Origin of the sequence: Plantactinospora siamensis, assembly GCF_042434095.1 — a bacterium.
Lineage (GTDB): Bacteria > Actinomycetota > Actinomycetes > Mycobacteriales > Micromonosporaceae > KBS50.
In genome coordinates this window covers 1-25,374 of the sequence record NZ_JBHLUE010000010.1, presented here as the reverse complement: position 1 = coordinate 25,374, position 25,374 = coordinate 1, and the positions used below count along the sequence as shown (strand labels likewise).

Genomic DNA, 25,374 nt, shown 5'->3' with positions numbered 1-25,374 from the left:
ATGAGCACCGGGCTCTCCGGTGCGGGTCCCGCCACGCGGGACCCGCACCGGGGGCCGGCCCCGGACGGCCGGCCCGAGCAGAAGCGGCAGCACCGACGTACCTCGGCACCGGTGACCGCCACCGGCCTCGCCGTCAAGATCCTGCTCCTCGGCCTCTGCGCCGGCATCGCGATCTGGGCGGCCTTCCCGCTGGTCGACGCGCACGCCTGGATCGGCCTGGCCATCCTGGTGGCCGTCACCGCCGGACTGTTCTACCTCTACCTCACCCCGCGGCACCTGCCGGCCAAGTACCTGGTGCCGGGCACCCTGTTCCTGGTGGCCTTCCAGATCCTGCCGGTGCTGCTCACCGTGAGCACCGCGTTCACCAACTTCGGCGACGGGCACCGCGGCAGCCAGCAGGACGCGATCACCGCCATCCAGACCGCCTCGGTGGTGCAGGTGCCCGGCTCGACCGAGTACGCCCTCTCGGTCGCCACCACTGGAGACCCGGCCACCGGCCCGCTGGCCTTCCTGATCAGGGACCCGGCCAGCGGCAAGGTCTCGGCCGGCGACGCCGGCGGGCTGCGCCCGCTCGACGCCGGCGACGTCACCGTGACACCGGGCGGCAAGGTCACCGCGGCCAAGGGCTACACGGTGCTGAACTTCGGCCAGGCCAGCGCCCGCAGCAAGGAGATCACCAGCCTCGCCGTGCCGACCGCCGGCGGCGCCATCCGGTCGGCCGGCCTGTCCCGGGCGTACGAGGGCAAGGCGAGCCGGGCGTACGACGTGGCCTGCGACTGCATCCGGGAGGCGGCCACCGGCAAGACGTGGGTGGCCGACCAGCGGACCGGCTCCTTCGTGGCCGGCGACGGTGAGCGGCTGGCCCAGGGCTGGAAGGTCAGCGTGGGGCTGAGCAACTTCACCCGGGTGGTGACCGACAGAGAAGTCTCCGGCCCGTTCCTCAGCGCGCTGGTCTGGAACCTCATCTTCGCCCTCGGCTCCACCGGCGGCACGTTCGTGCTCGGGATGATCTGCGCGCTCGCCCTCAACTCGCCCCGGATCCGCGGCCGCAACCTGTACCGGGTGCTGCTGATCCTGCCGTACGCCATGCCGTCGTTCGCGATGCTGCTGGTCTGGCGGGACATGTTCAACCGCGACTTCGGCCTGATCAACAACATGTTCGGGATCGACGTCGACTGGTTCGGTGGCAACCTCACCGCCCGGATCGCGGTCATCCTGGTGCAGCTGTGGCTGGGCTACCCGTACATGTTTCTGGTGGCGACCGGCGCGCTGCAGGCCATCCCCCGGGAGCTGACCGAGGCGTCCAGCGTGGATGGCGCCACCCCGTGGCAGTCGTTCAAGCGGGTCACCCTGCCGCTGCTGCTGGTGGCGCTCTCGCCGCTGCTGATCTCGTCGTTCGCCTTCAACTTCAACAACTTCAACGCCATCTATCTGACCAGCGAGGGTGGCCCGTTCCCGCCGGACAATCCGACGGTGGGCGCGACCGACCTGCTGATCACGTACACCTATCGGCTGGCGTTCGGGGCGCAGGGCGCGCAGTACGGCTACGCCGCCGCGGTGTCGATCTTCATCTTCGCCCTGGTGGCGGTCATCAGCGCGGTCAGCTTCCGGCGGACCCGCCGGCAGGAGGAGGTGTACGCGTGAGCGGTCGGTGGTTCGTCCGGGTCGGTTGGCGGCATCTGGTGGCCCTCCTGGCGTTGGCCTTCGGGCTGTTCCCCATCCTGTTCGTGGTGTCGGCCGCGGTGAACCCGCAGGGGACGCTCAACTCCACGTCGCTGGTGCCGACGCAGGGGTTCTCGATGGAGAATTTCGGCAACCTGTTCCGCTACCAGGGCGGCGCGTTCGCGCACTGGTTCGGCAACTCGGTGCTGATCGCGCTGCTCGCGGCCGTCTGTTCGGTGTTCCTCTCGGTGCTGGCCGCGTACGCGTTCTCCCGGATGCGGTTCCGCGGCCGGCGGGTGGGGCTGCTGTCGCTGCTGCTGATCCAGATGTTCCCGCAGTTCCTGGCCATCGTGGCGATCTTCATCGTGTTCGAGCGGATCACCGAGTTGTGGCCGTCCGTCGGCTTCAACACCCCGTGGAGCCTGGTCCTGCTCTATCTCGGCGGCGCGCTCGGGGTGAACACCTGGCTCGTCAAGGGCTTCTTCGACACGCTGCCCCGGGAGCTGGACGAGTCGGCCACCATGGACGGCGCGTCGCACGTGCAGGTGTTCTTCCGGATCATGATGCCGCTGCTGGCGCCCATCCTCGCGGTGGCCGGCCTGCTGGCGTTCATCAGCACCATCAACGAGTTCCTGATCGCCAACGTGTTCCTCACCAACACGAACTCCAAGACGCTGGCGGTCGGCATGTTCGGGATGGTGGCCGGCGAACGGAACAACAACTTCGGCATGTTCGCGGCGGCCACCCTGCTCACGGCGATCCCGACGGTCGGCGTCTTCCAGTTCCTCCAGCGCTACATCGTCTCCGGTCTCACCTCCGGCGCCGTCAAGGGCTGAGGCGGAAGGAAGGGCCCCTTCTTATCGTTTTCGGTATAGGAGGGGCCCCTTCTTAACGGGCTGGCCCGCAGCGCCACCCGGACGTACCCGCCCCGGCCCTGCGGACGGCGGTCGCGTTCACCGCACTGCGCTGCTTCCGGGCGTCCGGCGGCAGCACGCGGCGCCGGCCTGCGGGCACAGGCCGGCGCGGCGTGAGCCGAAGCTCAGGAGTGGGTGGGCGCGGTTGGCCTCGCGTCGGTCCATTCGGTCTTCAGGAACGTCTCGCTGTTGGACTTGACCGCCTTGCCGGCGTCGGCGCCGGCGACCTGGCCGCGGTATCCGCGGGCGAAGATCTCGTGGGTCGCGGGATCAAGGATGATCGAGTTGGCCTCCTCGACGGCGGCGCCGCGCTGCAGCAACGTGATCCGGACGCCATCGCGGCCTTCGCCATCGGTGACGTGTTCCTGGCTGGCGATGCCGGGCAGGCCGGCGATCACCTTGAACGCCGTGGCGCGCACGGCGGGCGGCGCGGGCACCTGCACGAGCAGATCGGTCATCGCCTGGAAGAGGTTCGCGTCCCCGGCGGGTGTGCCCGGCAGCGCGGCCGAGGCGCGCTGGACGATCCGGTCCTGGAACAGCTTCGCCAGCCGGGCCGGGTCGGTCGGCAGCGCGTTCACCTCGGCCGCGTTGAAGCCGCCCAGGCTCTGCAGGAACATCGAGGCGGGCAGTTTGCTCAACGTGGCCTTGCCCGGGGCCGCGCGGAGGGTGCGGTGACCGGCTGCGTCGTCCGACGTCACCGTCCAGTTGGTGGGCTTGCCGGCGGCCACCCACTTCCGCGCGTCCTCCTGGGAGAACGGGCGGTAGCCGAGGTCCCGCTGGCCGATCCAGCTGGCGTCCTGCGGATCCTTGGCGAGCCAGTACCCGACGATTGCCCGCTCGGCGAGGTCGTAGCCCTGGACGTGGACCGGGCCGTGCATCACGACGGCCTCGGTGTGCCAGTACCTGCCCGCCTTCTGCGTACCGGCCGTGGTGGCGGCGGCCAGCAGGAAGTCCTGCGCGCCCAGTTGCCTTGCCTGGGTGGCGGTGCCACCGCCGGGACCACGGGTTCCCGCGTCCGGCTGCGCCAGCGAGAACGCCAGCACGGCGGCCGTCGCGGTGACGATGGCGCCGGCTCCGGCGAGAGCAGGGCGGAGCGTACGGCGACTCGGGCGCCCCTGGATGGCCGTGGTGAGCTTGTTCCGGGCCTGGAACGTCGCCTGCGCGGTTGGTCCTGGCGTGTCGAGCAGTTCGCGAACGAGCTGGAGGTCTTCGTTCATCGGGGGACTCCTGAGATGTCACGGGTAGGGTCCACGCCGCCCAACGCGGCGCGTACGGTCTTGCGGGCGCGGTTCAGGCGGGAGGCCACGGTGCCCTCCGGGATGCCCAGGGCGACGGCCACCTCCGGATAGTTGAGGTCGGCGAGGGCCACGAGGAGGAGCACGTCCCGGTCGGCCGGTTTGAGATCCCGCAGGGCTGCGGCCAGTTCACGGTGGATGCCGCCGGCCGCCACCCGCGAGATGATCCGCTCGTGGTCGTTCTCGGCCGGCTCGGCGGGGGCGCCGACGCGGGCCAGGGCCCGGTAGCGGCGCTCCTCGTCCCGCTGGTGCCGGCGGACCAGGTTGGTGGCGATGCCGTAGAGCCAGGCGCGTACCTGTCCGGCATCCCTCAGCTTGGCCCGGTCCCGGAACGCCACCAGGAACGTCTCGGCAGCGAGGTCGTCGGCGTGGGACGCGCTCAACCGGCCGGCCACATACCGGTAGATCTCGCCGTAGTGTGCGTCGAAGAGATCCGTGAACCGGTCGGTGGGCGCGTCTCTCCGTTGGATCATCGCCATGGGCGGTTCCATTGGTTAATCACGGTTCTTAGTGCCCGCAGGCCCCATGGGGCTTCACGGCTCGTCCCCGCTCGGCACGGACCGACGCCGGCCCATCGGGCCGACACCGGCCCATCGGGCCGCCGCCGGGCAGCGAGCCCATCGGGCCGCCGCCGGGCAGCGGGCCCATCGGGACGCCGCCGGGCAGCGGGCGCATCGGGCGGCGGGGGCATCGGGCCGACGGTGGGTGCGGCCGACACATCGGCCGGACCGGCGCGCGACGGCAACCATCGTGACCTTTCCGTGACCCGGCCGCCGCTGTATGTCACGGCCATCCGTTCACTGTTACTTGTGGGTTTCGACCACATAGCTCGTGCGTGACGTCACTTCTAGCGTGAGCCGTCAACGAGCATCCCCCCGAGCCCCCGGAGAGCGACAATGACGGTCCGTACGACGCGGCGGGCATTCGTCACCGCCGCCGGCCTGCTGGCCACCGCGCTGGTCGCGACGGCCTGCGGCAGCCCGCAGGACACCGCCAACGGCGACGCCAACGCGCCGGTCAAGGTCGGGTTGGTCTACTCCCAGTCGGGAGCCCTGGCCAGCTACGGCAAGCAGTACATCGAAGGGTTCAAGGCCGGCCTGTCCTACGCGACCAAGGGCAGCAACAAGGTCGGGAACCGGTCCGTCGAGGTCACCGAGGTGGACGACGCGGGTGACCCGGCCAAGGCGGTATCGGCGGCCAAGGACCTGATCGGCAAGGGCTACAAGATCCTGGGCGGCTCCACCGCCTCCGGGGTAGCGCTCCAGGTCGCGCCGATCGCCGCCCAGAACAAGGTGCTGTTCATCTCCGGGCCGGCCGCCACCGACGCGGTCACCGGGATCAACCGGTACACATTCCGCTCCGGCCGGCAGTCCTACCAGGACGTGCTGACCGCGAAGTCGTTCATCGGGGACGCGGCCGGCAAGAAGGTCGTGGTCTTCGGCCAGGACAGCGCGTTCGGCAAGGCCAACGAGGCGGCCGTCAAGGCGGTCATCGGCCCGGCCGGCGCGACCGTGAGCAGCGTGCTGGCCCCCGCCAGCGCCACCGATTTCACCCCGTTCGCCACCCAGCTCAAGTCCGCCAAGCCGGACCTGCTCTTCGTGGCCTGGGCCGGCACCACCGCGCCGGCCATGTGGCAGACCCTCGACCAGCAGGGCGTGCTCAGCTCCACCACCGTGGTGACCGGCCTGGACATCCGGGCCTCGTGGCCGACCTTCGGCGCGGCCGGCAGCAAGATCTCCTTCCTGGCGCACTACTTCGACGGGGCCAGCGACAACGACGCGGCCAAGGCCGCCAAGGCCGCCGTGCCGGGCGGGACGCTCGACCTGTTCCACCCGGACGGTTTCGCGGCCGCCCAGATGGTGGTGCACGCGATCGAGCAGGGCGACGACGTCGACAAGATGATCAAGGGTCTCGAGGGCTGGAGCTTCGACGGGGTGAAGGGCAAGATGACCGTCCGGGCCGAGGACCACGCGCTGCTGCAGCCGATGTTCCAGGTCAAGCTCTCCGGATCCGGTACGTCGTACAGCACGCAGCTGGTCAAGGCCCTGGCGCCGGACGAGTGCGCGCCCCCGGTCGCAAGCATGAAGGGCTGACCGGGTGTCCGCTCCGGTGCTCGCGGCGCACGCGCTGAGCTGGCGGATCGGCGAGGTGGCCATCGTGGACGAGGTCACCTTCGAGCTGGCGGCCGGCGAGTTCCTCGGCATGATCGGACCGAACGGCGCGGGCAAGACCTCGCTGTTCAACCTGATCACCGGGGTACGCCGGCCGTCCGGTGGGCGGATCCTGCTGGGCGACCGGGACGTGGCCGCGCTGCCGCCGTACCGTCGCGCCCGGCTCGGCCTGGGCCGCACCTTCCAGGCCTCGTCGGTGTTCGGCTCGCTTCCGGTACGGGAGAACGTGCGGCTCGCCGTCCAGGCGTACCGGGGCGGATCGATGCGGCTGTGGCGCCGGGCCGCCGCCGACCGGGAGGTGGTGGCGGCCGCCGACGCGGCGCTGGACCGGGTGGGCCTGGCGCACCGCGGCGACGCGTTGGCCGGCACGCTCGCGCACGGCGAGAAGCGCAAGCTGGAGATCGCGCTGCTGCTGGCCGGCGAGCCCCGGGTGCTGCTGCTCGACGAGCCGATGGCCGGGGTGAGCGCCGAGGACGTGCCGGAGCTGGTCGAGGTGATCCGGTCGCTGACCGGCGCCGGCCGGTCGGTGCTGATGGTCGAACACCACATGGACGTGATCCTCCAGCTGGCCGACCGGATCGCGGTGCTGCACCACGGCGCGCTGCTGGCCTGCGACACCCCGCAGACCGTGATGGCCAACCCCACCGTCCAGGAGGCCTACCTGGGGGAGCAACTGTGAGCGCGAGGAGCTGGCCGGGTTTGCCAGCCCCGCAGCGCGAACGAAAGGTATCGCTGTGAGCCCGAGGAGCTGGCCGGGTTTGCCAGCCCCGCAGCGCGAACGAAAGGAATTGCGGTGAGCGATCCCGTCCTGACCGTCGAGGATCTGTCGGTGCGGATCGCCGGGCTGCACATCCTGCAGGGCGTCTCGTTCACCGTGGCCCCCAGCGGGGTGACCGTGCTGCTCGGGCGCAACGGCGTGGGCAAGACCACCACGCTGCGCGCCATCCTGGGGCTCACTCCGCGCGGCGGCGAGGTCCGCGGAACCGTCCGCTCCGGGCCGCGCATGCTGCTCGGCCAGCCGACCCACCGCCTGGTCCGCGACGGTCTCGGGTACGTCCCCGAGGACCGGGACGTGTTCGCCGGGCTCACCGTCGCGGAGAACCTGCGGTTGGCCGAACCGCGCGGCGCCCGACCGGCGTACGACCGGGTGTACGAGCTGTTCCCGGAGCTTTCCCGGCGGGGGCGGCAGCGGGCCGGCTCGCTTTCCGGCGGGCAGCAGCAGATGCTGTCGATCGGCCGGGTGCTGCTGCGGGACAGCCGGCTGCTGCTCGTCGACGAGCCGACCAAGGGGCTGGCCCCGAAGGTGGTCACCGAGGTGGCCGAGGCGCTGGAGCGGGTCGCCGAGCGGGTCCCCGTACTCCTGGTGGAGCAGAACCTGGCGGTGGTCCGGCGGCTCGCCGCGGACGCCGTGGTGCTCGCGGCCGGTCGGGTGGCCTGGACCGGGAGCGCCGGTGAGCTGCTGCGGGAGGCGGAGCTGACGCGGTCGCTGCTCGGCGTCGGCGCCCATCCGACCCCCGGCGCGCACCCAAGGGCCGACGTGCACCCGACGGCCGGCGCGCATCCCTCGGCCGGCGCCGAAGACGAGGTGGAGACGGTATGAGCACGATCGTGCTGCTGACCCTGACCGGGTTGGGCCTCTCGGCGCTGTATTTCCTGGTGGCGTCCGGGCTGTCCCTGGTGTTCGGCCTGGCCGACGTGCTGAACTTCGCGCACGGCCTGTTCCTGTCGGCCGGGGCGTACGCGACCTGGTGGGCCGCCGGGCATCTGCCCGGCGCCTCGGCCGGCGGCCCCGGCTTCGTGCTGGCGGTCGCGTTTGGAGTGCTGGCCGGCGCGCTGGTCGGCGCGCTGGTGGAGCTGGTGCTGATCCGGCCGCTGTACGCCCGGCCCATCGAGCAGGTGCTGGTCACCGTCGGGTTGTCGCTGGCCGGGGTGGCGCTGCTGCAGGCGGCCTGGGGCGCCGACGCCCGGACGTTCCCGCGGCCGAGGTGGACGCGGGGGGTGACCGGGGTGCTCGGCGCCAACGTGCCGAACTCCGGTCTGCTGCTGGTCGCCGCGGCCGGGGTGGTGCTGGTGGCCCTGCTGGTCTTCCTCCGCCGCACCCGCTACGGGTTGGTGATCCGGGCCGGCGTGGAGAACCGGGAGATGGTGACGGCGCTCGGCATCGACGTACGGCGGGCGTTCACCCTGGTGTTCGCCATCGGCGGGGCGGCCGCGGCGCTGGCCGGGGCGCTCGGCGGGGTCTACTTCGGATCGGTGTCGCCGGGCCAGGGCGGCTCGCTGCTGATCTTCGCGTTCATCGTGGTGGTGATCGGCGGGATGGGCTCGGTGGTGGGCTCGGCGTACGCCGCCGTGGCGGTGGGGCTGCTGCAGCAGTTCGTCAACTACTACGGGACGGCGGGCGCGGGCGACGTCTGCGTCGTGGCGCTGCTCGCGCTGGTGCTGCTGTTCCGCCCGCAGGGCATCGCCGGAAAGGTGGCCACCGCATGACCGAGGTGAGCGCGGCGGAGGTGTCGCAGAGCCGCCCGGACGGCCCGGAACGGGTACCCGCTGAGGTGCCCGCCGAGCTGGAACCGCGCCGGCCCGGCCGGCTGGCCGCGGTACGCCCGTGGCTGCCGCTGCTGGCGCTGGCGGCGTTCGCCATCCTGCCGTACTCCACCGTGGATCTGCCGGGGGTGTTCGACGGCCCGATCAACGCTCCCGGCAGCCTGCAACTGCTGGCCATCTGCCTGGTCTTCGGCGGGCTGGCGGCCGGCTACGACCTGCTGTACGGCCGGACCGGCCTGCTGTCGTTCGGGCACGCGCTCTATTTCGCGGCCGGGGTGTACGGCACCGACATCCTGGTCACCCGGGCCGGGCTGCCGCTGTGGCAGGCGGCGCTGTTCGCGGTGGTCGGCGGCACGGTGCTGGCCGCGCTGCTGGGCGCGGTCGCGCTGCGTACCGTGGGGATCGCGTTCGCCATGGTGACGCTGGCCTTCGCGCAGGTGGGGGCGATCCTGGTGGCCCGGGACTTCGGCGGGCTGACCGGCGGCGAGGAGGGCCTGCCGCTCTCCGTGTCGGGGCTGCCGGGCGTGCTCGTTGGGGTGGCCAACACCGCCAACCTGTACTGGCTGGCGCTGGCGTACCTGGTCCTGGTGGTCTTCGTGGTGCACCGGGTCTCCGGCTCGCCCACCGGGCGGGTGTTGGCCGGGCTGCGCGACGACGAGCGGCGGGTGGCCGTGCTGGGCCTCGACCCGTACCGCTTCAAGCTGCTGGCCTTCACCCTGGCCGGCGCCCTGGCCACGGCCGGCGGGGTGGTCTACTGCCTGCTGGTCGGCGGGGCGTCGCCGCACGTGACCTCGTCGGAGCTGACCCTGTCGCTGCTGGTGATGGTCGTCCTCGGCGGCCCCGGAACGCGCTGGGGACCGGTGCTGGGCGGCATGCTGTACATGTACCTCGACTACCGGCTCACCGCGCTGGGCCGGTCGTCGTCGGTGGCGTCGCTGCCCGGCGTGCTGCGCGGTCCGCTGTCGCAGCCGCTGTTCATCCTGGGCACCCTGTTCATCCTGGCCGTCTACTTCTTCCCCGGCGGCCTCGCCGCCCTCTCCCGCCGCCTCGCCCCGCTCCGCCGCACCCTCCCGCCCCGCCTCCCGCCCCGTGGTTGATCGCGCCGCCCGCAGATGTGTTAGGAAGGGCCCCTTCCTATACAGAAAGCGATAACAAGGGGCCCTTCCTTCGGGCTCCGGGAGAGGGCGGGCATGGGGGAGCGGGTTGCGGTTGTCAGTGGGGGCGGGACCGGGATTGGGGCGGCCACCGCGCGGGTGCTGGCCGAGGACGGGTACGACGTACTGGTCATCGGGCGGCGCGCCGAGGTGCTCGACTCGGCGGCCGAGGCGATCGGGGCCGGGTGTGGGCGGCCGGACGCGGTCACCCCGCTGGTGGCCGACCTGGCCGATCCGGCGGCCGTGCCCCGGGTGGTCGACGCGGTCGGTGACCGGGCGGTGGACGTGCTGGTGAACAACGCGGGCGGGTACCGCGGCGGCGACACCGCCGACCTGACCGGCCTGGCCGCGGTGTGGCGGGCCAACTTCGACGCGAACGTGCTCACCGCGGTCCTGCTCACCGAGGCGCTGCGCCCGGCGCTGCGCCGGCCCGGCGGCCGGGTCATCCTGCTCAGCTCGATCGCGGCCCAGCGCGGCGGCGGCGGGCCGTATTCGGCGGCCAAGGCGGCCCTGCACGGCTGGATGTACGACCTGGCCCGGGAGTTCGGCCCGGAGGGGATCACCGCCAACGTGATCAGCCCGGGGTACGTGGCCGACACCGAGTTCTTCGGCGACCGGATGACGCCTGCGGGCCACGCCAGCCGGGTGGACGCCACCGTGGTGGGCCGGGCCGGCACCCCGGACGACATCGCCGCGGCCGTGAGGTACCTCACCGGCCCGCATTCCGGGTACGTCACCGGGCAGGTGCTCGGCGTCAACGGCGGCTCCGTCCTGGGCCGCTGACGAGCCGGCGAGGCGGCTGCCCCCCGTGCGGCAGCCGCCCCGCCGTTGGCCGGAGCCGGCCGCCCCGGTCAGCCGTTCATCAGCTGGTAGAGGGAGGCCGGCGCCTCCTGCGCCGCCGGTCCGCTCGGAGCGGTGAGCTTCGGCGCGGTGCCGTAGTCGGTGTAGTTGACGACGTACCGGAATGCCTGGTGCTTGCCCGCCGCCGGAACGTCCATCGTGAACTCGGCGAGATTGTGCCCGATTACCTTTCCGGTGAACGGCACCTGCTTCGCCGCCGCGCCCAGCGCCGTCATCTCGGCCGCGTCGAGCACCTTGGCCGCCTCTCCGCTGGTCAGATCGACGGTGCCGGCGTACCGTCCATCGCCCTTGTCCTCGACCGAGGTGGCGTTCTCTATCAGGACGCCCGTGTTGCCCTGGTCGGCGCCGTCGTACGTCGGCACGGCGCCATCGCCGGTGAGCTTGGCGCGGTTCAGGTGCATCCAGCGGTCCGGGTACTTCGGCAACAGGGCGACCTTGCGGCGGTCGCCGGTGAACCGCATCTTGACCCAGGCCTGTTCCGCCACGATCAGGAACGACATGTGCACGGCGATGCCATCCTGCTTCATCGAGGTGGCGAGCTGCAGGGCCTTCGCCTGGGGATCTATCGAGCCGGAGATGTCATTCGTGTCGTCCTTGCCACTGAACCGCAACGGTCCGGCCGAGTCCTGCGGTACGGCGGCGAGCAGCGCCTCCTTGGGCGACTTCTCGGCTACCTGGGCCACCGTGGCCGGGTCACATCCGGTCACTGGCAGTGCCATCGCCGCCAGCGCCGCAGCCACCAGGACGCCTTTCCGGGTACGACGGGTGGATGCGATCTCTCGAATCATCTTTTCTCTCTCCCTGCGCGCTCTGCCCGGCGGGACCCGCACGTCGGATCCGGCCATCCCAAACACTGGGTGGAGTCGCTGCCGGATGACTGCCGCTATGCTGCCGTTCGACTGCCGTCCACTGCGGTCGTACTTTCGATCGGTCGGGGATGAGATCACGTGGCGGGTGAGGTGCGCTTCGAGGTGCTCGGGCCTCAGCGGGCCTGGACCGGCGACCGAGAGCTGGACCTCGGTCCGGGCAAGCAACGCGCGGTGCTGGGCGTACTGCTCCTGCGCCCCGGCCGACCGGTTCCCACGACGCAGATCCTTGAAGCGGTATGGCAGGAGGACCTGCCGGCCAACGGTCCAAACGTCGTGCAGAAATATGTGGCTGGGCTACGGCGGATTCTGGAGCCGGAGCGGTCGCCGCGGGCGCCAGGGCAATTGATCGGGCTCACCGAGGCCGGTTACGTACTGAGGGCCGGACGGAACGCGGTCGATCTGTGTCGGTTCGAGGATCTGGTACGGCAGGCCCGGGTCGCTCGGTCCAAGGGGGAGTCTGCGGTGGCGGCCGCCGCGTTACGGTCCGGGTTGGATCTCTGGCACGGCGAGCCGCTGGGTGGCCTTCCCGGGCCCTACTTCGCGGCGGCCCGGGCACGGCTCGCCGAGGATCGCGCCGCTGCCGTGGAACTGTGGGCCGAGTTGGAGCTGTCACTTGGCCGCCACCGGGACGTGGCCACCGAGTTGGTCCCGTTGGTCGCCGAGATGCCGCTACGGGAGGGCCTGCGGCACGCTCTGATGCTGGCCCAGTATCGCAGCGGGCGGCAGGCCGAAGCGTTGGCGGCGTACCGGGAAATTCGTACCCTGCTGGCCGAGGAGCACGGCTTGGAACCGGGCAAAGAGCTGCGGGAACTGCACCGCCGGATCCTGCGTGCCGACCCCGGGCTCGCCGGGCCACCCGGGATATCCCGCACGCCCGTGGGTCCGGCGGCCGGACCAGCGGTCGAACCGGTCTCCATGCCGCCGCCGAACCCGGCTGCCTTGGCGTTCCCGCCGCCTCCATCGATGCCTTCGGCCGGCTCGCCGGCTTGGTACGGTGCCCCGCCGCCGTTGCCTGGTACCCCGCCGTGGCCGGGGGGGCCGACCTCCGGGCGGCGAGGAGCTTCCCGAGGCTGGTTGGCCCTCGCCACCATCGCCGGAACGGTGGTGGCGCTGGGTAGTCTGGGGATGCTGACCTGGGCCGTGGTGCTCGGTTACGCCCTTTTCCGCCGGAGCCGGCGGTTGGCCGCCGCCGGGATCGGCTACGGACTGCTGGCCGCGACCTTCGTGGCGGTGGCGGTGAACAAGGATTCGGAAGACTTCACCCGGCTCGACCTGCTCGGGGTGCCAGCCCTGCTGGTCAGCTGGTTCGTCGGTGCGGGGCATGTGGTGCTGCTCAATCGCCACGTGCAGGCCATGGTCGCCCGGCTGGCCGGCCGGGCGGTCCCGGACAATCGGCGGACCGCGGGGGTGGACCCGCACCGGCTCCGGCGGGAGCAGGCCAGGTATTTGTTGTATCACCATCCGGCCTCCCGGCACGAACTGCACATCGGCCGTCCGGACCTGCCGCGCGGCTACGACGACGGAGGACTGGTCGACGTCAACTCGGTGACCGAGGACGTCCTGCGGCAGCTGCCCGGGTTGTCGGCCGAGCAGGGTCAGCAGATCAGTATGGATCGTTGGCTGCGCGGACCGTACGCGACGATGGAGGACCTGGCCGGGCGTTGCCTGCTGCCCCCGGCGGTGACCGACGGGTTGCGGGAGATTCTCGTCTTTCTGCCGCCCGGTCCGACGCCGGTGCCCATTCCGCCCCCGACGTCGATGCCACAGCCGTCGCCTGGGTCGGTTCCCAGGCCGGCCTCCGGGCCGCATGCCGTCCCCGACCCGTCGGACTGATCTTTCTCTGCCGCTTCTTTCCTCCGGCCCGGTCCCCGACCAAGTCATGATCGGCGCGAACGGATGTGGAATGGTCGGTCCGCGCTGGTAGAAAGGCCGGATGAGCGACGAGCGGACGGCGGTACGCGAGCGGGCCGAGGCGGTGCTGCGCCGGTTGGCCGGCGACGGCGCGCGGCTGCGGGACGACCAGTGGCGGGCCATCGAGGCGTTGGTGGTCGACAAGCGCCGGGTGCTCTGCGTCCAGCGGACCGGCTGGGGCAAATCGGCGGTCTACTTCGTGGCCACCGCGCTGCTCCGAGCCGGCGAGCCGGGCGGCGGCACCCGCTCGGCGACCGAGGAAAGCGCCGCGACCGGTCCGGCCGGGGCCGGCCCGACCGTCATCGTCTCGCCGCTGCTGGCGCTCATGCGCAACCAGGTCGAGGCGGCCGCCCGGGCCGGGATCCGGGCCCGGACCATCAACTCGGCCAACCTGGACGAATGGGACGCCATCACCGCCGAGATCCACGACGGTGCGGTGGATGTGCTGTTGATCAGTCCGGAACGGCTGAACAATCCCGAGTTCCGGGACACCATCCTGCCCCGGCTCGCGGCCACCACCGGGCTGCTGGTGGTGGACGAGGCGCACTGCGTCTCCGACTGGGGGCACGACTTCCGGCCCGACTACCGCCGGTTGCGCACGTTCCTGGCCAACCTGCCGGCCGGCACGCCGGTGCTGGCCACCACGGCCACCGCGAACGCGCGGGTCACCGCCGACGTGGCCGAGCAGTTGAGCACCGACGCCAGCGGGCGGTTGGGCGAGGACGCGCTGGTGCTGCGCGGCCCGCTGGACCGCGAGTCGCTGCGGCTCGCCGTGCTCGACCTGCCCAACCCGACACACCGGCTCGGCTGGCTCGCCGACCACCTGGATGGGCTGCCCGGCTCGGGCATCATCTACACCCTCACGGTGGCGGCGGCGATCGAGACGGCCGAGTTCCTCACCGCCCGGGGGTACGCGGTGGCGTCGTACACGGGCCAGGCCGAGGACGCGGACCGCCGGGCGGCCGAGCAGGACCTGCTGGACAACAAGATCAAGGCGCTGGTGGCCACCAGCGCGCTGGGGATGGGCTTCGACAAGCCGGACCTGGGCTTCGTCGTGCATCTCGGCGCGCCGCCGTCGCCCATCGCGTACTACCAGCAGGTCGGCCGGGCCGGCCGGGCGGTCGAGCACGCCGACGTGCTGCTGCTGCCGGGCGCGGAGGACGAGGCCATCTGGCGCTACTTCGCCTCACTCGCCTTCCCGCCGGAGGACCAGGTGCGCCGGGTCCTCGACGCGCTGGACCCGGACCGTCCGATGTCCACCCAGGCGCTGGAACCGATCGTTGACCTGCGCCGGGCCCGGTTGGAGCTGATGCTCAAGGTGCTCGACGTGGACGGCGCGGTCCGACGCGTCCGCGGTGGCTGGGTGGCCACCGGCCAGCCGTGGGTCTATGACGAGGCCCGGTTGCGCCGCGTCGCCGAGGCGCGCACCGCCGAGCAGCGGGCCATGCGGGAGTACGCGGCCACATCGACCTGCCGGATGCGGTTCCTGCGCGAGTGCCTGGACGACCCGGAGGCGACGGACTGCGGCCGGTGTGACCGGTGCGCGGGGCCGTGGTTCGAGGCCGACGTGCCGGCCCAGGCCCTCGATGCGGCCGGTGCCTTCCTCGGCCGGCCGGGCGTGCCGGTGCCGGTCAAGAAGCTCTGGCCCACCGGGCTGGAGGCGGTCGGCGTACCCCTGAAGGGCCGCATCCCGCCGGCGGAGCAGACGCTGCCGGGGCGGGCCGTGGGCCGACTCTCCGACCTGGGCTGGGGCGATCGGCTGCGGGCACTCCTTGGGCCGGACGCGCCGGACGCCGAGGTGCCGGCCGAGCTGGTCGGCGCGGTGGTGGAGGTGTTGAAGGACTGGGCGCACGGCGCCGAGCCGTGGCCGCGGCGGCCGGTCGGGGTGGTGGCCGTGGCGTCGCGCCGACGGCCGCGGCTGGTGCGGTCGCTGGCCGAACGGATCGCCGCGGTGGGCCGGCTGCCGCTGCTCGGCGCCGTCGTCCCGGTGGGCGAGGAGGCCGCCGGCGGCGCGTGGGGCAACAGCGCCCAGCGGGTACGGGGGCTGCACGGCACCCTCGAGATCCCATCCGAGCTGGCGGCCACGGTGGCCGAGCTGGACGGTCCGGTGCTGCTGGTGGACGACCTGGTCGACTCCGGCTGGACGATGGCCATGGCCGGTCGGCTGCTGCGCCAATCCGGCGCCCCGGACGTGCTGCCCCTCGCCCTCGCCGTCGCCGGCTGACCGGACAGCCTCACCAGGGCCGCCCGGGCGACCGGAGCCGCCGGCTGGCGGGCCGCGCCGGCGGCTCACCGAGGCCGCGCCGGACCGGCCTGGGACGCTGGTCAGCCCCCGGGCCGGCCGTAGCCGTGCACGGGCTGGGAGTCGACGGCGTCGACCCGGATCTGTTCCCCGGTGCGCGGGGCGTGGATCATCCGGCCGCCGCCGACGTAGATCGCCACATGATGGATGGACGGGTAGTAGAAGATCAGGTCGCCCGGGCGGAGTTCGGACCGTCCCACGTGCGGCACGGCGCGCCACTGCCGGGCCGCGTTGTGTGGCAACCGGACCCCCGCGGCGGCCCAGGCCGCGGAGGTGAGGCCGGAGCAGTCGTACCCGTCCGGGCCGCTGGCGCCCCACCGGTAGCTCTTGCCCAGCTGGGCGTACGCGAAGCGAACCGCTCGGGCGCCCGCGCCGCCGGCCGCCGGCGGTGGGGCGGGCGCTGGCGCCGGCGCGGCGGCCCGCGGCCCGGCGGCAGCGCGGCCCGCCGCCCGGCGCAGTTCGGTGAGCCGGACTATCTCGCCCTCGATCTGGCGCTTGCGCAGGTCGAGCTGGCGCTCCTCGGACTGCTGGGCCGCGGCCAGCGCCCGGGCGTCCCGACGGGCCACCGTGAGCCGGTCGCGGGAGTCGGTGAGCCGGTTCAGCGCGTCGCGCTGGTCCCGCCCGAGCTGCTGGAGCGTCATGAGCGATTCGACGAGGTCGCTGCTGTTGCCGTCGAGCACCGCGAGGACGGCGACCGTGTCCGTCCGGCCGGTGCGGTACGCCGTGGCGGCGATCCGGGCCACCTGCCCGCGCCGGTCCGCGAGCCCGCGCTCCAGGTTCGCCAGCTCGACGCCGAGGGCGGCGATCCGCGCCTGCGTGTCCAGCAGATCCTCGTGCAGATCGTTGTAGTCCTCGACGACGACCTCGAGCTGTTCCGAGGCGTCGGCGAGTTGCCGTGCGGTTCCGGCCGGGTCCGGCGCGGCGAGGGCGGCGCCGGGCGCCGCACCGAGCACGATCACCACGGAGGCGGCCAGCGAGACCAACCGGCGGGACGACACATTTGTCGGCACGACCATGACAACGACTGACGCCGATAGAAGGAGACGCTGCGGGCTTGACGATGCTCATCAGGAGGCCCGTTGCCGGGCGCCCCGACCGTTTCGGATCAGCTGGCGCGTCGGGTCGGTCGGCGGGCGAGATAGTGCAGCATCTCCCGGATGTCCTTCTTATCCTCGGCGGCCACCCGGGGGTCGGCGAGGCGGCTGAGGATGATCCGGATGTCCTCGTCGACCCGGGCGCCGGCGCCGCGCCCGGCCCGCGGCCCGGCCGTGTCGCCGTCGGGCAGCCCGAGGGCCCGGAAGGCGGCCGCCACCGGCACGCCCAGCGCGGCACAGAAGCCGCGCACCTTGGCCAGCTCGGGATAGTCCTGCCAGTCGCCGGCCAGCCAGCGGAACACAGTGGATCGACCGACACCGGTGTGGGTGGCGAGGTCGGTGACGGTCCAGCCACGATCTGATCGGGCATCGTCGATGGCGCGGCGGATGAAGCGGGCGAACGCCGCTTGCGGCGTCTCCGGCATGACATCCACCTCCATCGACGAGTTGCGCCTCGTTCTTCAGCTGAGCCTAACCCGCGGAGGATCCGGCGCACCTGACCGATCGACCGGTTAGTCTCATGGACAGGACTCACTATCGTGAATCCGACGGCGGGGCCGATCCCGCTCAGCGGGTCCCTCCCCGTCGGCCCCGCCGCTCGACAGCCGGCGCATCGGCTCCGGCCTGCGGAATCGGCGCCCCGCGCCCGAGCCGCCCAAACGGACGACGGGCGCGGCGGGGCGGCCCGGCACACGGGCAGTGATCGGCCAGGTCCTCTATGCTCAACAACTCGTGCGCCGCTCGGCGTGTCCGGGGTCCCGAGCGGCGACGGTTTCGAGCCGAGTAAAGAGGAGCACCATGCCCGACCCAACCCCCCCGCTGCCGCATCAGCCCGGGGCGATCAGCGTATTCTTCATGATCAAGACCGCGATCTTCGGCGCGGGGTTCTGGACCTGGCTGATCATCCTGATGGTGCGCGGCGGCGCGACCTCCGGGCTGCATTTCTTCGTGGCCTCCGGCGCCATCGCCACCAGTCTGGCCTGCGTGGTGCTGTGCGCGCGGTACGCGCTGCAGCGCAGCGCGGCGGTCCGGCACGCCGACCTCAAACGGCTGCTGGTGGACATCTCCTGGAACGCCTTCGCGGCCGCGGGCAGCGAGCAGAACGAGGCCACCGTCGTGCCGTTCCGCAGCCTCGACATCCCGAGCCGGCGAGGACACCAGGGCGAGCCGAGCGACTTCGAGCGCCGCCGGTAGGCGGGCCGGCGCATCCCCGCCTGATCGATCCTGACCGAGGCGGCCAGCACTGACCTCAGGCGGCCAGCACTGACCTCAGGCGGCCTCGATCGGCGAAGACGCGACGGCGGTGGAAGGCGCGCCTGACGACGGCACGCCTGACGAGGAGCCGTCCGGCGCCGGGTCGGCCGACGTCGGCGCGCCCAGCAGCCGCTCCAGGGCGGGGGTGACCCGCCAGTCGGTCACCAGCCGCCGGTAGTCGGCGTGCTGCTCGGGCGTGCCGGCCGAGCCGGTACGCCGGGCCCGGATCAGCAGGTTCCGCGGGGTGTGCCGGGAGTCGACGAACTCCACCACGTCGACTCGGTAACCGTGCAACCGCAGCAACGCCGCGCGCAGCGAATCGGTCAGCACGTCCGCGAACCGCTCCCGCAGGATGCCGTGCCGGGTCAGCGGGTCGTACGGGTCCGGTGCCGGGTGGTGCCGCAGTTGCGCCGCGAGGTCGTGGTGGCAGCAGGGCGCGGCCAGCACCCATCGGGCGCCCCAGCGCACCGCCCGGGCCAGCGCGTCGTCGGTGGCGGTGTCGCAGGCGTGCAGCGCGAGGACGAGATCGGGCGGCTCGGCCACCTCGGCGTCCCGGATGGTGCCGGCCACGAACCGGACCCGGTCCGCGCAGCCGAGCTGTTCGGCCAGCGCCGAGTTGCGCCGCCGCTGGTCCTCGCGGACGTCCACGCCCACGAGGTCGACCTCGAGACCCCGCCCGGTCAGATAGCGGTATGCCGCGAAGCTCAGGTACGCGTTTCCGCAGCCGAGGTCGACCACCCGGAGTCGCCCGGTCAGCTCGGCCGGCAGGGTGGCGGCCAGGGCCCGGAGGAACGCGTCCACCTGCCGCCGCTTGGCGGCGTTGCCGCCGACGGCCGCGAACAGCGGGTCGCCCGGATCGAGCAGGTATTCCTTGGCCCGGTCGTGCTCCGTCTCGGGCGTACGGTCGCGGTCGACGGTCGCCCGGTGCACCTGGGCGGCGCCCTTCTTGGTGATCCGCACCTGGAGGGTGGCGCCGGCGGTCTCCACGTGCCAGTTGCCGAACGGCTCGGCGAGCAGCGCGTCGACCGCGGCGTCCGCCTCGGCGCCGGCCGCCACGTTGCGGGTGTGCGGCCGGGCGCCGTCGAAGGTGGCGATCTGCAGGCGCGGGCCGGCCTTCAGGGTCACGGGCCGCAGTTCGGCGCGGACGACCGCCGGGGTACGGCCCCGGCGCCGACCGGCGGCAACGGCACGGCTGAGGTCCGGCCCCAGGAGCAGGGACCGGACCTCGGCAAGTGCCTCGTCGAGAGACTCGGGCATCGTTCGCCGGTCAGGAGACCGGTGCGGTGGTGTCCGACGTACCGCTGTCGGTGCCGGCGCCCGTGCCGCGGCCGCCGCGCCGGCGGCGCCGGCGGGGGCGGGAACGCGGCGCGTCGGTCTCGGTGGCCTGGGCCTGTGCCGGGGCCGGTCCGTCCGCCACGTCGCCCGACGCGCCCGGGCTGGTCGCGCCGGTCTCGGCCGGCGCGTCACCGGCGCCGACGACCGCGCCGCCGCGCCGCCGTCGCCGGGTGCGGGGCGTGCGGCTGGTCTCCTCGGAGCCGGCCTCGGTCGGCCGGTCCTCCCGGGAGCGGCCGTCGCGCCGGGCGCCGCGGGACCGGTCGCCCCGACCCTCGCGCCGGCCGCGGGGCCCGCTGCCGCCCAGGTCCTCCTCGACCTCGGCCGACAGGCCCGCCCGGGTCCGGGACGCGGTCGGCAGGGTGCCGGCCACGTCCGTCGGGATGGCCAGGTCCGCGTAGAGGTGCGGAGAGGTGTGGTACGTCTCCGGCGGCTCCGGCATGTCCAGCCCGAGCGTCTTGTCGATGATCCGCCAGCGCGGCATGTCGTCCCAGTCGACGAAGGTCACCGCCACGCCGGTGGCGCCCGCCCGGCCGGTACGACCGATCCGGTGCGTGTAGGTGTCCTGGTCCTCGGGGCAGTCGTAGTTGATCACGTGCGTGACCCCGGTGACGTCGAGCCCCCGGGCGGCCACGTCGGTGGCGACCAGGATGTCGATCTTGCCGGCCCGGAAGGCCCGCAGCGCCCGCTCCCGGGCGCCCTGCCCGAGATCACCGTGCACGGCGGCCACCGCGAAGCCCCGGAAGTCGAGATCGGCGGCGGCCCGGTCGGCGGCCCGCTTGGTGCGGGTGAAGATCATCGTCAGCCCGCGTCCCTCGGCCTGGAGGATCCGGGCCACGACCTCGATCTTGTTCATCGAGTGGGTCCGGTAGACCAGCTGCTGGGTCTGCGGCGACGGTCCGGTCTCGGCGGTGTGCCCGGCGTGGATGTTCACCGGCCGGCGCAGGAAGCGCCGCGCCAGCGCCACGATCGGATCCGGCATGGTGGCCGAGAAGAGCATCGTCTGCCGGTCCTCGGGGAGCATCGCCAGGATCTTCTCGACGTCGTCGAGGAAGCCCAGGTCGAGCATCCGGTCCGCCTCGTCGAGGACGAGCGCGTGGACCCGGTCCAGCCGCAGCTGCTTCTGCTTGGCCAGGTCGAGCAGCCGGCCGGGGGTGCCGACCAGGATCTCCACCCCGGTCTTCAGGGCGTCGACCTGCGGCTCGTACGCGACGCCGCCGTAGATCGGCAGCACCCGTACGCCCCGGGTCCGGCCCGCGGCCGCCAGGTCCCGCGCGACCTGCAGGCCGAGCTCGCGGGTGGGCACGACGACCAGCGCCTGCGGCAGCCCGTCCGACCCCTCGCCGGGGGCCAACACCCGCTCCAGCAGCGGAATGCCGAAGCCCAGCGTCTTGCCGGTGCCGGTGGGCGCCTGGCCGATCATGTCGGTGCCGCGCAGGCCGATCGGCAGCGCGTACTCCTGGATGGCGAAGGCGCGGGTGATGCCGATCTCGGCCAGCGCGTCGACGGTCTCCTGCCGGGCGCCCAGCTCGGCGAACGTGGGGGCCTCCGGGGCCACCGGGGCGTCGGCGGCCGGCTGGCCGGCCGGGATGATGTCGATCGGCTCGGCGCCGACCTCGGCGTTGATCGGCTCCGAGCCGACCTCGGTGTTCTCGATGTTCTCGCTCATTTGGTTGTGGGGGTGCCCTCTCGTGGTGCGCCCCATCAGTCAAAGGGCGCTCGTGGTGTGGCGCGGGCCACACGATCCACCGCTTGAAGCGGGGTCGGACCGGGCCGCACGCGCGTCGTGAACCCGGGAGTTGATCACCTCGGTGCCCACGGCAACTACTACATCTTACCTGACCCGCAACGATGTCGCCCCCGGACTACATTCCCGCCGCTGGGCACGAGCGGGAATGCCGGGGTGGGCCGGCGTCGACCGCAGGACGGGACAGGCGCGGACGGGGCCGGCCGCAGGCCGGGTCGGAGGCCGACGGAGGCGAAGGGACGGGCGCGGACGGAGCCGCAGGCCGGGACGGGACGGTCGGGGCACGTCGGCAACCCGGGCGCGCCCTGCATATCGCCGGCCTCTCGCCGCCGGGCGTCGGTCGGCGGGTTGAACCCGCGGGACGGCCCGGCCGGGCCGTCCCGCGGCAGGCTCAGCGGACGGTGAATCCGACCGCCCGGCTGGACGCCTCGGCGATCTCCACGTACGCCAGCTTGCTCACCGGAACGATGACCCGGCGGCCCTTCTCGTCGGTCAGCGAGAGGGTGCCCTCGCCGGACATCGCCTCGGTGACGATCCGCTCGATCTCGTCCGGGGTCTGCGCGCTCTCCATGACCAGCTCGCGCGGCGCGTACTGCACGCCGATCTTGACCTCCACGGGTCCTCCTCATCCAGGAAAGTACGCCGTGGGAAGGCTATCCGATGGCCGGGGGGAGCTGTCAGGCCGACTCGCTTCCCGGCGGAACGAGGTCGGGCTGCTCAGGCGGGCTCGCCGTGCAGCGGGAAGCTGGCGATGCCCCGCCAGGAGAGGCTGGCGAGCAGCGCCTCCGCCTCGGCCTTGGGCACCCGGCGACCGTTGGCCAGCCAGAACTGGGCCGCCGTCTCGGCCGCTCCGACCAGGCCGGAGGCGAGCAGCTCCGCCCGGGACCGGCTGACCCCGGTGTCGGACATGATGGTGTCGGTGATGGCCGCGATGCAGCCCTGCTCCACCCGGTCCACCCGTTCGCGCACCGCGGGGTCGTTGCGCAGGTCCGATTCGAAGACCAGCCGGAACGCCTCGCTCTCGTGGTCGACGAAGTCGAAGTAGGCCCGTACGGCGCCCTTGACCCGCTCCTTGTTGTCGGAGGTGCCGAGCATCGCGTCCCGCACCTTGGCCACGATCGCGTCGCAGTGCGTGTCCAGCAGGGCGAGATAGAGCTCCATCTTCCCGGGGAAGTGCTGGTACAGGACCGGCTTGCTGACCCCGGCCCGTTCCGCGATGTCGTCCATCGCGGCCGAGTGGTAGCCCTGCGCGACGAACACCTCCTGCGCCGCGGCCAGCAGCTGCTTGCGCCGTGCCGAACGGGGCAGGCGGGTGGGGCGTCCGGCTGTCTGTGCGCCGCCCGCAGCTGTCATGGGGTCCCTCCGAACTCACGCACCGACACCGCGCCGTCGCCGGCTGCCGATGCCTTCACGCGACTGTTGAAAAGGCGTGCCGCTGTAACTTATCGCCACTGTCACCACACGGTAGCCTCAGCGAGGGCGACCAAGGAGCGCACGGTGGATGAATCAGGGCAGCCCGGGGCCGCCACACCGGGAGGAACCGGTCACGGTCCGGGCCACGGCAACGAGCCGACCCGGCCGGGTGGTGGCTGGGCGCCGGCCGATGCGGCCTGGGCCGAGTCGGGTTGGGGCGCCGGCGACGACTACCCGCCCGCCGACGTGGCCGGTGACCTGCCGGGCCCGGGCGAGCGGAGCGAGGACGCAGCGGTGCGGCCGGCGCCGTGGCATCGCCCGGCCGAGAACCCGGCACGCGGCTGGGACGACTCCCGGTTCCGGTGGGCCGTCGAACCGTCCTACGCCGCCCCGGCCCCGGTCGACCGCCCGCTGAACGGCCATTCCGGGGATGTCCTCCCGGGCGCGGCCGCCGAGCCGCGCCGTCCCGTCGGGCCGCCGCCGGCGTATGTTGCCGATCCGGACGACCCGGGCCGGGACCGGCTGGCCTTCCCGGCGCAGCGGCCGGCGGCCGACCCGAGGCTCCCGTCCGGACCCGCGCCGGTCTCCCCGGCGCCGCTGCGGCCGCTGCCCGGCGAGCCGCCGGCCCCGATGGACTCCGCCCGGCACTCGACGGCGGGCCCGGGCGCCGCCGAGCCGGCCGGTCCGTGGTCCGGCCGGCCGGGTCGGGACACCGAGCGCAACCCGGCAGAGCCGCCGCGCTTCGAGCCACCGCCCGGCTTCGAGCCACCGCCCGGCTTCCGGCCGCATCCCGGCTACTCCGGCGTGGTGCCGGCGCCCCGCTCGGCCAGCCCGGAGGAGACGGCGCCGCCCTGGGGCGGCGGCGCGGGCGAGCCCGGCGAGCTGGATCCGCCGTCGATGCCCGCCAGCCAACGGGGTGAGGTGCCTGCCGGTCCCCGCCCGGACGACCCGGCGGCCGAGCCGGACCGCGCCGCCGCCGACCCCGGGCAGCCGGCCCCCTCCTGGGCGGGCAGCCCGGCCGGGGACTGGTCGCCCGCTGTGGTGGACCGCGGCGAACCGATCGCCGGCGGCCATCCGGACCCGGTCGACCGGGAGGGCGACTGGCCACCGACGACCTCGTCGGGTGGGCGCCGTCGGCGCGACGAGCGGGGCGCCGACCAGCAGGCCGAGCCGACCGACGCGGCGCCGGAGCCGGGCGGTGGGCGGCCGGGCTACCTGACCCCGGTACGGTCCGGCGGCCGCCGCCGGGCAGCGGAGGATCCGCAGCCCGGGGCCGGCGGCGCAGCGGGTCCCGAGCCGGGCCGCCGGCTGCGGCCGGTCGCCGACCCGGAGAGCTACCCGGAACCGCCGGCGCCGGCGCTGCCGACGTACCCTCCGTCGCTGCCGCCCTACGGGGCTGGTCGGTACGCGGGTCCGCCGGTCCCGCCGGAGCGCGGTCGGGGATCGGCCGCGGTCGGCACCGGCCCGGTGAGCCCGCCGACACCCATCGACCGGTACGCGTCGCCCCCCGCGCCGCCGACACCGGTTGACCGGTACGCGTCGCCCCCGGCCCCGCCGACACCGCTGGACCGGTACGCGTCACCCCCGCCGCCCGGCCCCGGCGAGTCCGGCGGCGACGTGCCGGCCGTGACGCCGGTGTCCGGTTCGGACGCCGGCCGGTCGTCCGCCGGCGTGGCGCCGTTCCGGCACTTCGGCCGCGCGGAGTCCCCGCGCGCCGGCCGGGCCGACCCCGGCGGTGGCCCGGACGAGGAGCCCACGGGTCCGTCCTTCCCGGCGGTCTCCACGATGGCCGAGCCGACCCCCGGGCGCCGGGCCGAGTCGCGAGGTGACACGCTTCCACAGCGGATCCCCGCCGAACCCGATGTACCCACCGTCCCGGAGCCGCCCGCCGTGGAGCCCTCTGCCGAGACGCCCGAGCTGGCTCGGATCGCCACGCACCTGCGCCGGGACGAGCCGACGGCGGCCCCCGACGAGCGGCCGGACGGCTTCGACGTGCAGGCCATCCTGGCGGCCGTTCGCGATGTGCCCGGCGTCCGCGACGGCATACTGCGTACCACCCCGGCCGGCGCGCACAGCCTCCGGCTCGAACTGGCCGACGGCGCCGATCCGGCCGACGTCAGCCGGCAGGTGGCCCGCCTGCTGCAGGAGCGGATGGGCCTGGCAGCGGCCCCGCAGAACATTCCCGGCGAGGCCCTGGCCGGGCCGCCCCGACCGCCGCAGACGGACGCCCCCCGGATGCCGGCCCGGCCCGTGAGCGGCGCCCCGCGCTCGGTGGCCGCGGGCCCGCCGCCGGCCGGCCCGGCCGCGGGTCCGGCGCGGCTCGACACCCCACCCGGTCCGCGCTCGGCCGGCGACTCCCGGCTCGGGGCTCCCGCAGCTTCGCGATCAGCCGGCGTCGCCGGTGACGAGCCCGGCCAGTCGCGGCTCGACTCCGGCGCGGATCCGTGGCCAACCAGCGCCGCCGCGGGCCCGCGGCCGACCGGCGCCACCGCGGATCCGTGGCCGACCGGCGCCGACGCGGGTTCGCGGCCGACCGGCGCCGCCGCGGATCCGTGGCCGACCGGCGCCACCGCGGATCCGTGGCCGACCGGTACCACCGCGGGTCCGCGGGCGGGCGGCGCCGTTGGCGGCGCGCCGTCCACGGGTGCGGACCCCGATCCGTCCCGGCTCGGCCCCCCGGCGTCGCGGCCCGGCGAAGGCTTGCGGCCCGCTTCCGGGCCCACCGGCTTCGCCGGGCCGGCGTCGGGCGGTGACCGTGACCGCTTCGCCGGGCCGGCGTCGGGCGGTGACCGTGACCGCTTCGCCGGGCCGGCGTCGGGCGGTGACCGTGACCGCTTCGCCGGGCCGGCGT

The 25,374-nt window shown here is 73.6% G+C and carries 21 protein-coding genes; 12 read left to right on the top strand and 9 right to left on the bottom strand.

Translation table 11 applies throughout. The features are described 5' to 3' along the window. Together ACFFHU_RS13090 and ACFFHU_RS13085 are read left to right on the top strand one after the other, a co-directional pair. Positions 1-1,644, top strand: a complete 1,644-nt coding sequence (locus tag ACFFHU_RS13090) for an ABC transporter permease subunit (RefSeq protein ID WP_377338585.1) — start codon at positions 1-3, stop codon at positions 1,642-1,644. Further along, a complete protein-coding gene (locus ACFFHU_RS13085; RefSeq protein ID WP_377338584.1) occupies positions 1,641-2,498 on the top strand; it encodes a sugar ABC transporter permease in 858 nt (285 codons plus the stop codon). The genes ACFFHU_RS13090 and ACFFHU_RS13085 overlap by 4 nt, the downstream gene beginning before the upstream one ends. A 203-nt stretch (positions 2,499-2,701) precedes the next feature. On the opposite strand, the gene ACFFHU_RS13080 is transcribed toward ACFFHU_RS13085, so the two are convergent. Together ACFFHU_RS13080 and ACFFHU_RS13075 are read right to left on the bottom strand one after the other, a co-directional pair. Continuing rightward, positions 2,702-3,793: a CU044_5270 family protein gene (locus ACFFHU_RS13080; RefSeq protein ID WP_377338582.1), complete on the bottom strand. Its 1,092-nt coding sequence runs from the start codon at positions 3,791-3,793 to the stop codon at positions 2,702-2,704. Next, positions 3,790-4,344 (bottom strand): RNA polymerase sigma factor, encoded by a 555-nt coding sequence (locus tag ACFFHU_RS13075; protein ID WP_377338580.1) that lies wholly within the window; start codon positions 4,342-4,344, stop codon positions 3,790-3,792. The genes ACFFHU_RS13080 and ACFFHU_RS13075 overlap by 4 nt, the downstream gene beginning before the upstream one ends. Before the next feature lie 423 nt (positions 4,345-4,767). On the opposite strand from ACFFHU_RS13075, the gene ACFFHU_RS13070 reads away from it, so the two are divergent. The 6 genes from ACFFHU_RS13070 (at position 4,768) to ACFFHU_RS13045 (ending at position 10,523) form a co-directional block, all read left to right on the top strand. Next, a complete protein-coding gene (locus ACFFHU_RS13070) occupies positions 4,768-5,964 on the top strand; it encodes a substrate-binding domain-containing protein (protein ID WP_377338578.1) in 1,197 nt (398 codons plus the stop codon). A gap of 16 nt (positions 5,965-5,980) precedes the next feature. Continuing rightward, positions 5,981-6,721 carry an ABC transporter ATP-binding protein gene (locus tag ACFFHU_RS13065; protein ID WP_377338601.1) on the top strand — a complete coding sequence of 247 codons (741 nt, stop codon included), beginning with the start codon at positions 5,981-5,983 and terminating at the stop codon, positions 6,719-6,721. A 114-nt stretch (positions 6,722-6,835) separates the two neighbouring features. Beyond that, the gene (locus ACFFHU_RS13060; protein ID WP_377338576.1) at positions 6,836-7,642 is read left to right on the top strand and encodes an ABC transporter ATP-binding protein; all 807 of its coding nucleotides are present in this window, start codon (positions 6,836-6,838) and stop codon (positions 7,640-7,642) included. Beyond that, positions 7,639-8,529, top strand: a complete 891-nt coding sequence (locus tag ACFFHU_RS13055; protein WP_377338574.1) for a branched-chain amino acid ABC transporter permease — start codon at positions 7,639-7,641, stop codon at positions 8,527-8,529. The genes ACFFHU_RS13060 and ACFFHU_RS13055 overlap by 4 nt, the downstream gene beginning before the upstream one ends. Then, positions 8,526-9,683 carry a branched-chain amino acid ABC transporter permease gene (locus tag ACFFHU_RS13050; protein WP_377338572.1) on the top strand — a complete coding sequence of 386 codons (1,158 nt, stop codon included), beginning with the start codon at positions 8,526-8,528 and terminating at the stop codon, positions 9,681-9,683. Before ACFFHU_RS13055 ends, ACFFHU_RS13050 begins: the two co-directional genes overlap by 4 nt. Before the next feature lie 93 nt (positions 9,684-9,776). Then, positions 9,777-10,523: an SDR family NAD(P)-dependent oxidoreductase gene (locus tag ACFFHU_RS13045; RefSeq protein WP_377338570.1), complete on the top strand. Its 747-nt coding sequence runs from the start codon at positions 9,777-9,779 to the stop codon at positions 10,521-10,523. 68 nt (positions 10,524-10,591) lie between these two features. Here ACFFHU_RS13045 and ACFFHU_RS13040 read toward each other — a convergent pair whose 3' ends face one another. Further along, the gene (locus tag ACFFHU_RS13040) at positions 10,592-11,341 is read right to left on the bottom strand and encodes a hypothetical protein (protein WP_377338568.1); all 750 of its coding nucleotides are present in this window, start codon (positions 11,339-11,341) and stop codon (positions 10,592-10,594) included. Between the two features lie 207 nt (positions 11,342-11,548). Between ACFFHU_RS13040 and ACFFHU_RS13035 the strand changes: the two genes are divergently transcribed. Together ACFFHU_RS13035 and ACFFHU_RS13030 are read left to right on the top strand one after the other, a co-directional pair. Beyond that, positions 11,549-13,303 carry an AfsR/SARP family transcriptional regulator gene (locus ACFFHU_RS13035; protein ID WP_377338566.1) on the top strand — a complete coding sequence of 585 codons (1,755 nt, stop codon included), beginning with the start codon at positions 11,549-11,551 and terminating at the stop codon, positions 13,301-13,303. Between the two features lie 100 nt (positions 13,304-13,403). Then, entirely contained in the window at positions 13,404-15,605 is a 2,202-nt protein-coding gene (locus tag ACFFHU_RS13030; RefSeq protein ID WP_377338564.1) for a RecQ family ATP-dependent DNA helicase, read from the top strand. A 101-nt stretch (positions 15,606-15,706) separates the two neighbouring features. Here ACFFHU_RS13030 and ACFFHU_RS13025 read toward each other — a convergent pair whose 3' ends face one another. Together ACFFHU_RS13025 and ACFFHU_RS13020 are read right to left on the bottom strand one after the other, a co-directional pair. After that, positions 15,707-16,699: a C40 family peptidase gene (locus tag ACFFHU_RS13025; protein ID WP_377338562.1), complete on the bottom strand. Its 993-nt coding sequence runs from the start codon at positions 16,697-16,699 to the stop codon at positions 15,707-15,709. A gap of 89 nt (positions 16,700-16,788) precedes the next feature. After that, positions 16,789-17,202: a helix-turn-helix domain-containing protein gene (locus ACFFHU_RS13020; protein WP_377338560.1), complete on the bottom strand. Its 414-nt coding sequence runs from the start codon at positions 17,200-17,202 to the stop codon at positions 16,789-16,791. Positions 17,203-17,632: 430 nt separating this feature from the next. On the opposite strand from ACFFHU_RS13020, the gene ACFFHU_RS13015 reads away from it, so the two are divergent. Beyond that, a complete protein-coding gene (locus ACFFHU_RS13015; protein WP_377338558.1) occupies positions 17,633-17,971 on the top strand; it encodes a hypothetical protein in 339 nt (112 codons plus the stop codon). Positions 17,972-18,046: 75 nt separating this feature from the next. Here the strand turns inward: ACFFHU_RS13015 and ACFFHU_RS13010 are convergent, their stop codons facing one another. The 4 genes from ACFFHU_RS13010 to ACFFHU_RS12995 all read right to left on the bottom strand — a co-directional run bounded on the left by ACFFHU_RS13010 (position 18,047) and on the right by ACFFHU_RS12995 (position 22,463). Further along, positions 18,047-19,288 carry a class I SAM-dependent methyltransferase gene (locus ACFFHU_RS13010; protein ID WP_377338556.1) on the bottom strand — a complete coding sequence of 414 codons (1,242 nt, stop codon included), beginning with the start codon at positions 19,286-19,288 and terminating at the stop codon, positions 18,047-18,049. 10 nt (positions 19,289-19,298) lie between these two features. Then, the gene (locus ACFFHU_RS13005; RefSeq protein WP_377338554.1) at positions 19,299-21,032 is read right to left on the bottom strand and encodes a DEAD/DEAH box helicase; all 1,734 of its coding nucleotides are present in this window, start codon (positions 21,030-21,032) and stop codon (positions 19,299-19,301) included. Positions 21,033-21,501: 469 nt separating this feature from the next. Continuing rightward, complete coding sequence (locus ACFFHU_RS13000) at positions 21,502-21,726, bottom strand: DUF3107 domain-containing protein (protein WP_377338552.1); 225 nt, start codon at positions 21,724-21,726, stop codon at positions 21,502-21,504. A gap of 101 nt (positions 21,727-21,827) precedes the next feature. After that, a complete protein-coding gene (locus tag ACFFHU_RS12995) occupies positions 21,828-22,463 on the bottom strand; it encodes a TetR/AcrR family transcriptional regulator (protein ID WP_377338550.1) in 636 nt (211 codons plus the stop codon). Between the two features lie 144 nt (positions 22,464-22,607). Here ACFFHU_RS12995 and ACFFHU_RS12990 point away from each other — a divergent pair. After that, positions 22,608-25,374, top strand: a 2,767-nt coding sequence (locus ACFFHU_RS12990) for a hypothetical protein (protein WP_377338548.1), incomplete at its 3' end; no start/stop codon positions are given.

Coding starts and splice junctions, on each gene's coding strand:
- ACFFHU_RS13090 (WP_377338585.1), top strand. CDS start 1: ATGAGCACCGGGCTCTCCGGTGCGGGTCCCGCCACGCGGGACCCGCAC.
- ACFFHU_RS13080 (WP_377338582.1), bottom strand. CDS start 3,793: ATGAACGAAGACCTCCAGCTCGTTCGCGAACTGCTCGACACGCCAGGA.
- ACFFHU_RS13075 (WP_377338580.1), bottom strand. CDS start 4,344: ATGATCCAACGGAGAGACGCGCCCACCGACCGGTTCACGGATCTCTTC.
- ACFFHU_RS13070 (WP_377338578.1), top strand. CDS start 4,768: ATGACGGTCCGTACGACGCGGCGGGCATTCGTCACCGCCGCCGGCCTG.
- ACFFHU_RS13055 (WP_377338574.1), top strand. CDS start 7,639: ATGAGCACGATCGTGCTGCTGACCCTGACCGGGTTGGGCCTCTCGGCG.
- ACFFHU_RS13050 (WP_377338572.1), top strand. CDS start 8,526: ATGACCGAGGTGAGCGCGGCGGAGGTGTCGCAGAGCCGCCCGGACGGC.
- ACFFHU_RS13045 (WP_377338570.1), top strand. CDS start 9,777: ATGGGGGAGCGGGTTGCGGTTGTCAGTGGGGGCGGGACCGGGATTGGG.
- ACFFHU_RS13030 (WP_377338564.1), top strand. CDS start 13,404: ATGAGCGACGAGCGGACGGCGGTACGCGAGCGGGCCGAGGCGGTGCTG.
- ACFFHU_RS13025 (WP_377338562.1), bottom strand. CDS start 16,699: ATGGTCGTGCCGACAAATGTGTCGTCCCGCCGGTTGGTCTCGCTGGCC.
- ACFFHU_RS13020 (WP_377338560.1), bottom strand. CDS start 17,202: ATGCCGGAGACGCCGCAAGCGGCGTTCGCCCGCTTCATCCGCCGCGCC.
- ACFFHU_RS13015 (WP_377338558.1), top strand. CDS start 17,633: ATGATCAAGACCGCGATCTTCGGCGCGGGGTTCTGGACCTGGCTGATC.
- ACFFHU_RS13010 (WP_377338556.1), bottom strand. CDS start 19,288: ATGCCCGAGTCTCTCGACGAGGCACTTGCCGAGGTCCGGTCCCTGCTC.
- ACFFHU_RS13005 (WP_377338554.1), bottom strand. CDS start 21,032: ATGAGCGAGAACATCGAGAACACCGAGGTCGGCTCGGAGCCGATCAAC.
- ACFFHU_RS12995 (WP_377338550.1), bottom strand. CDS start 22,463: ATGACAGCTGCGGGCGGCGCACAGACAGCCGGACGCCCCACCCGCCTG.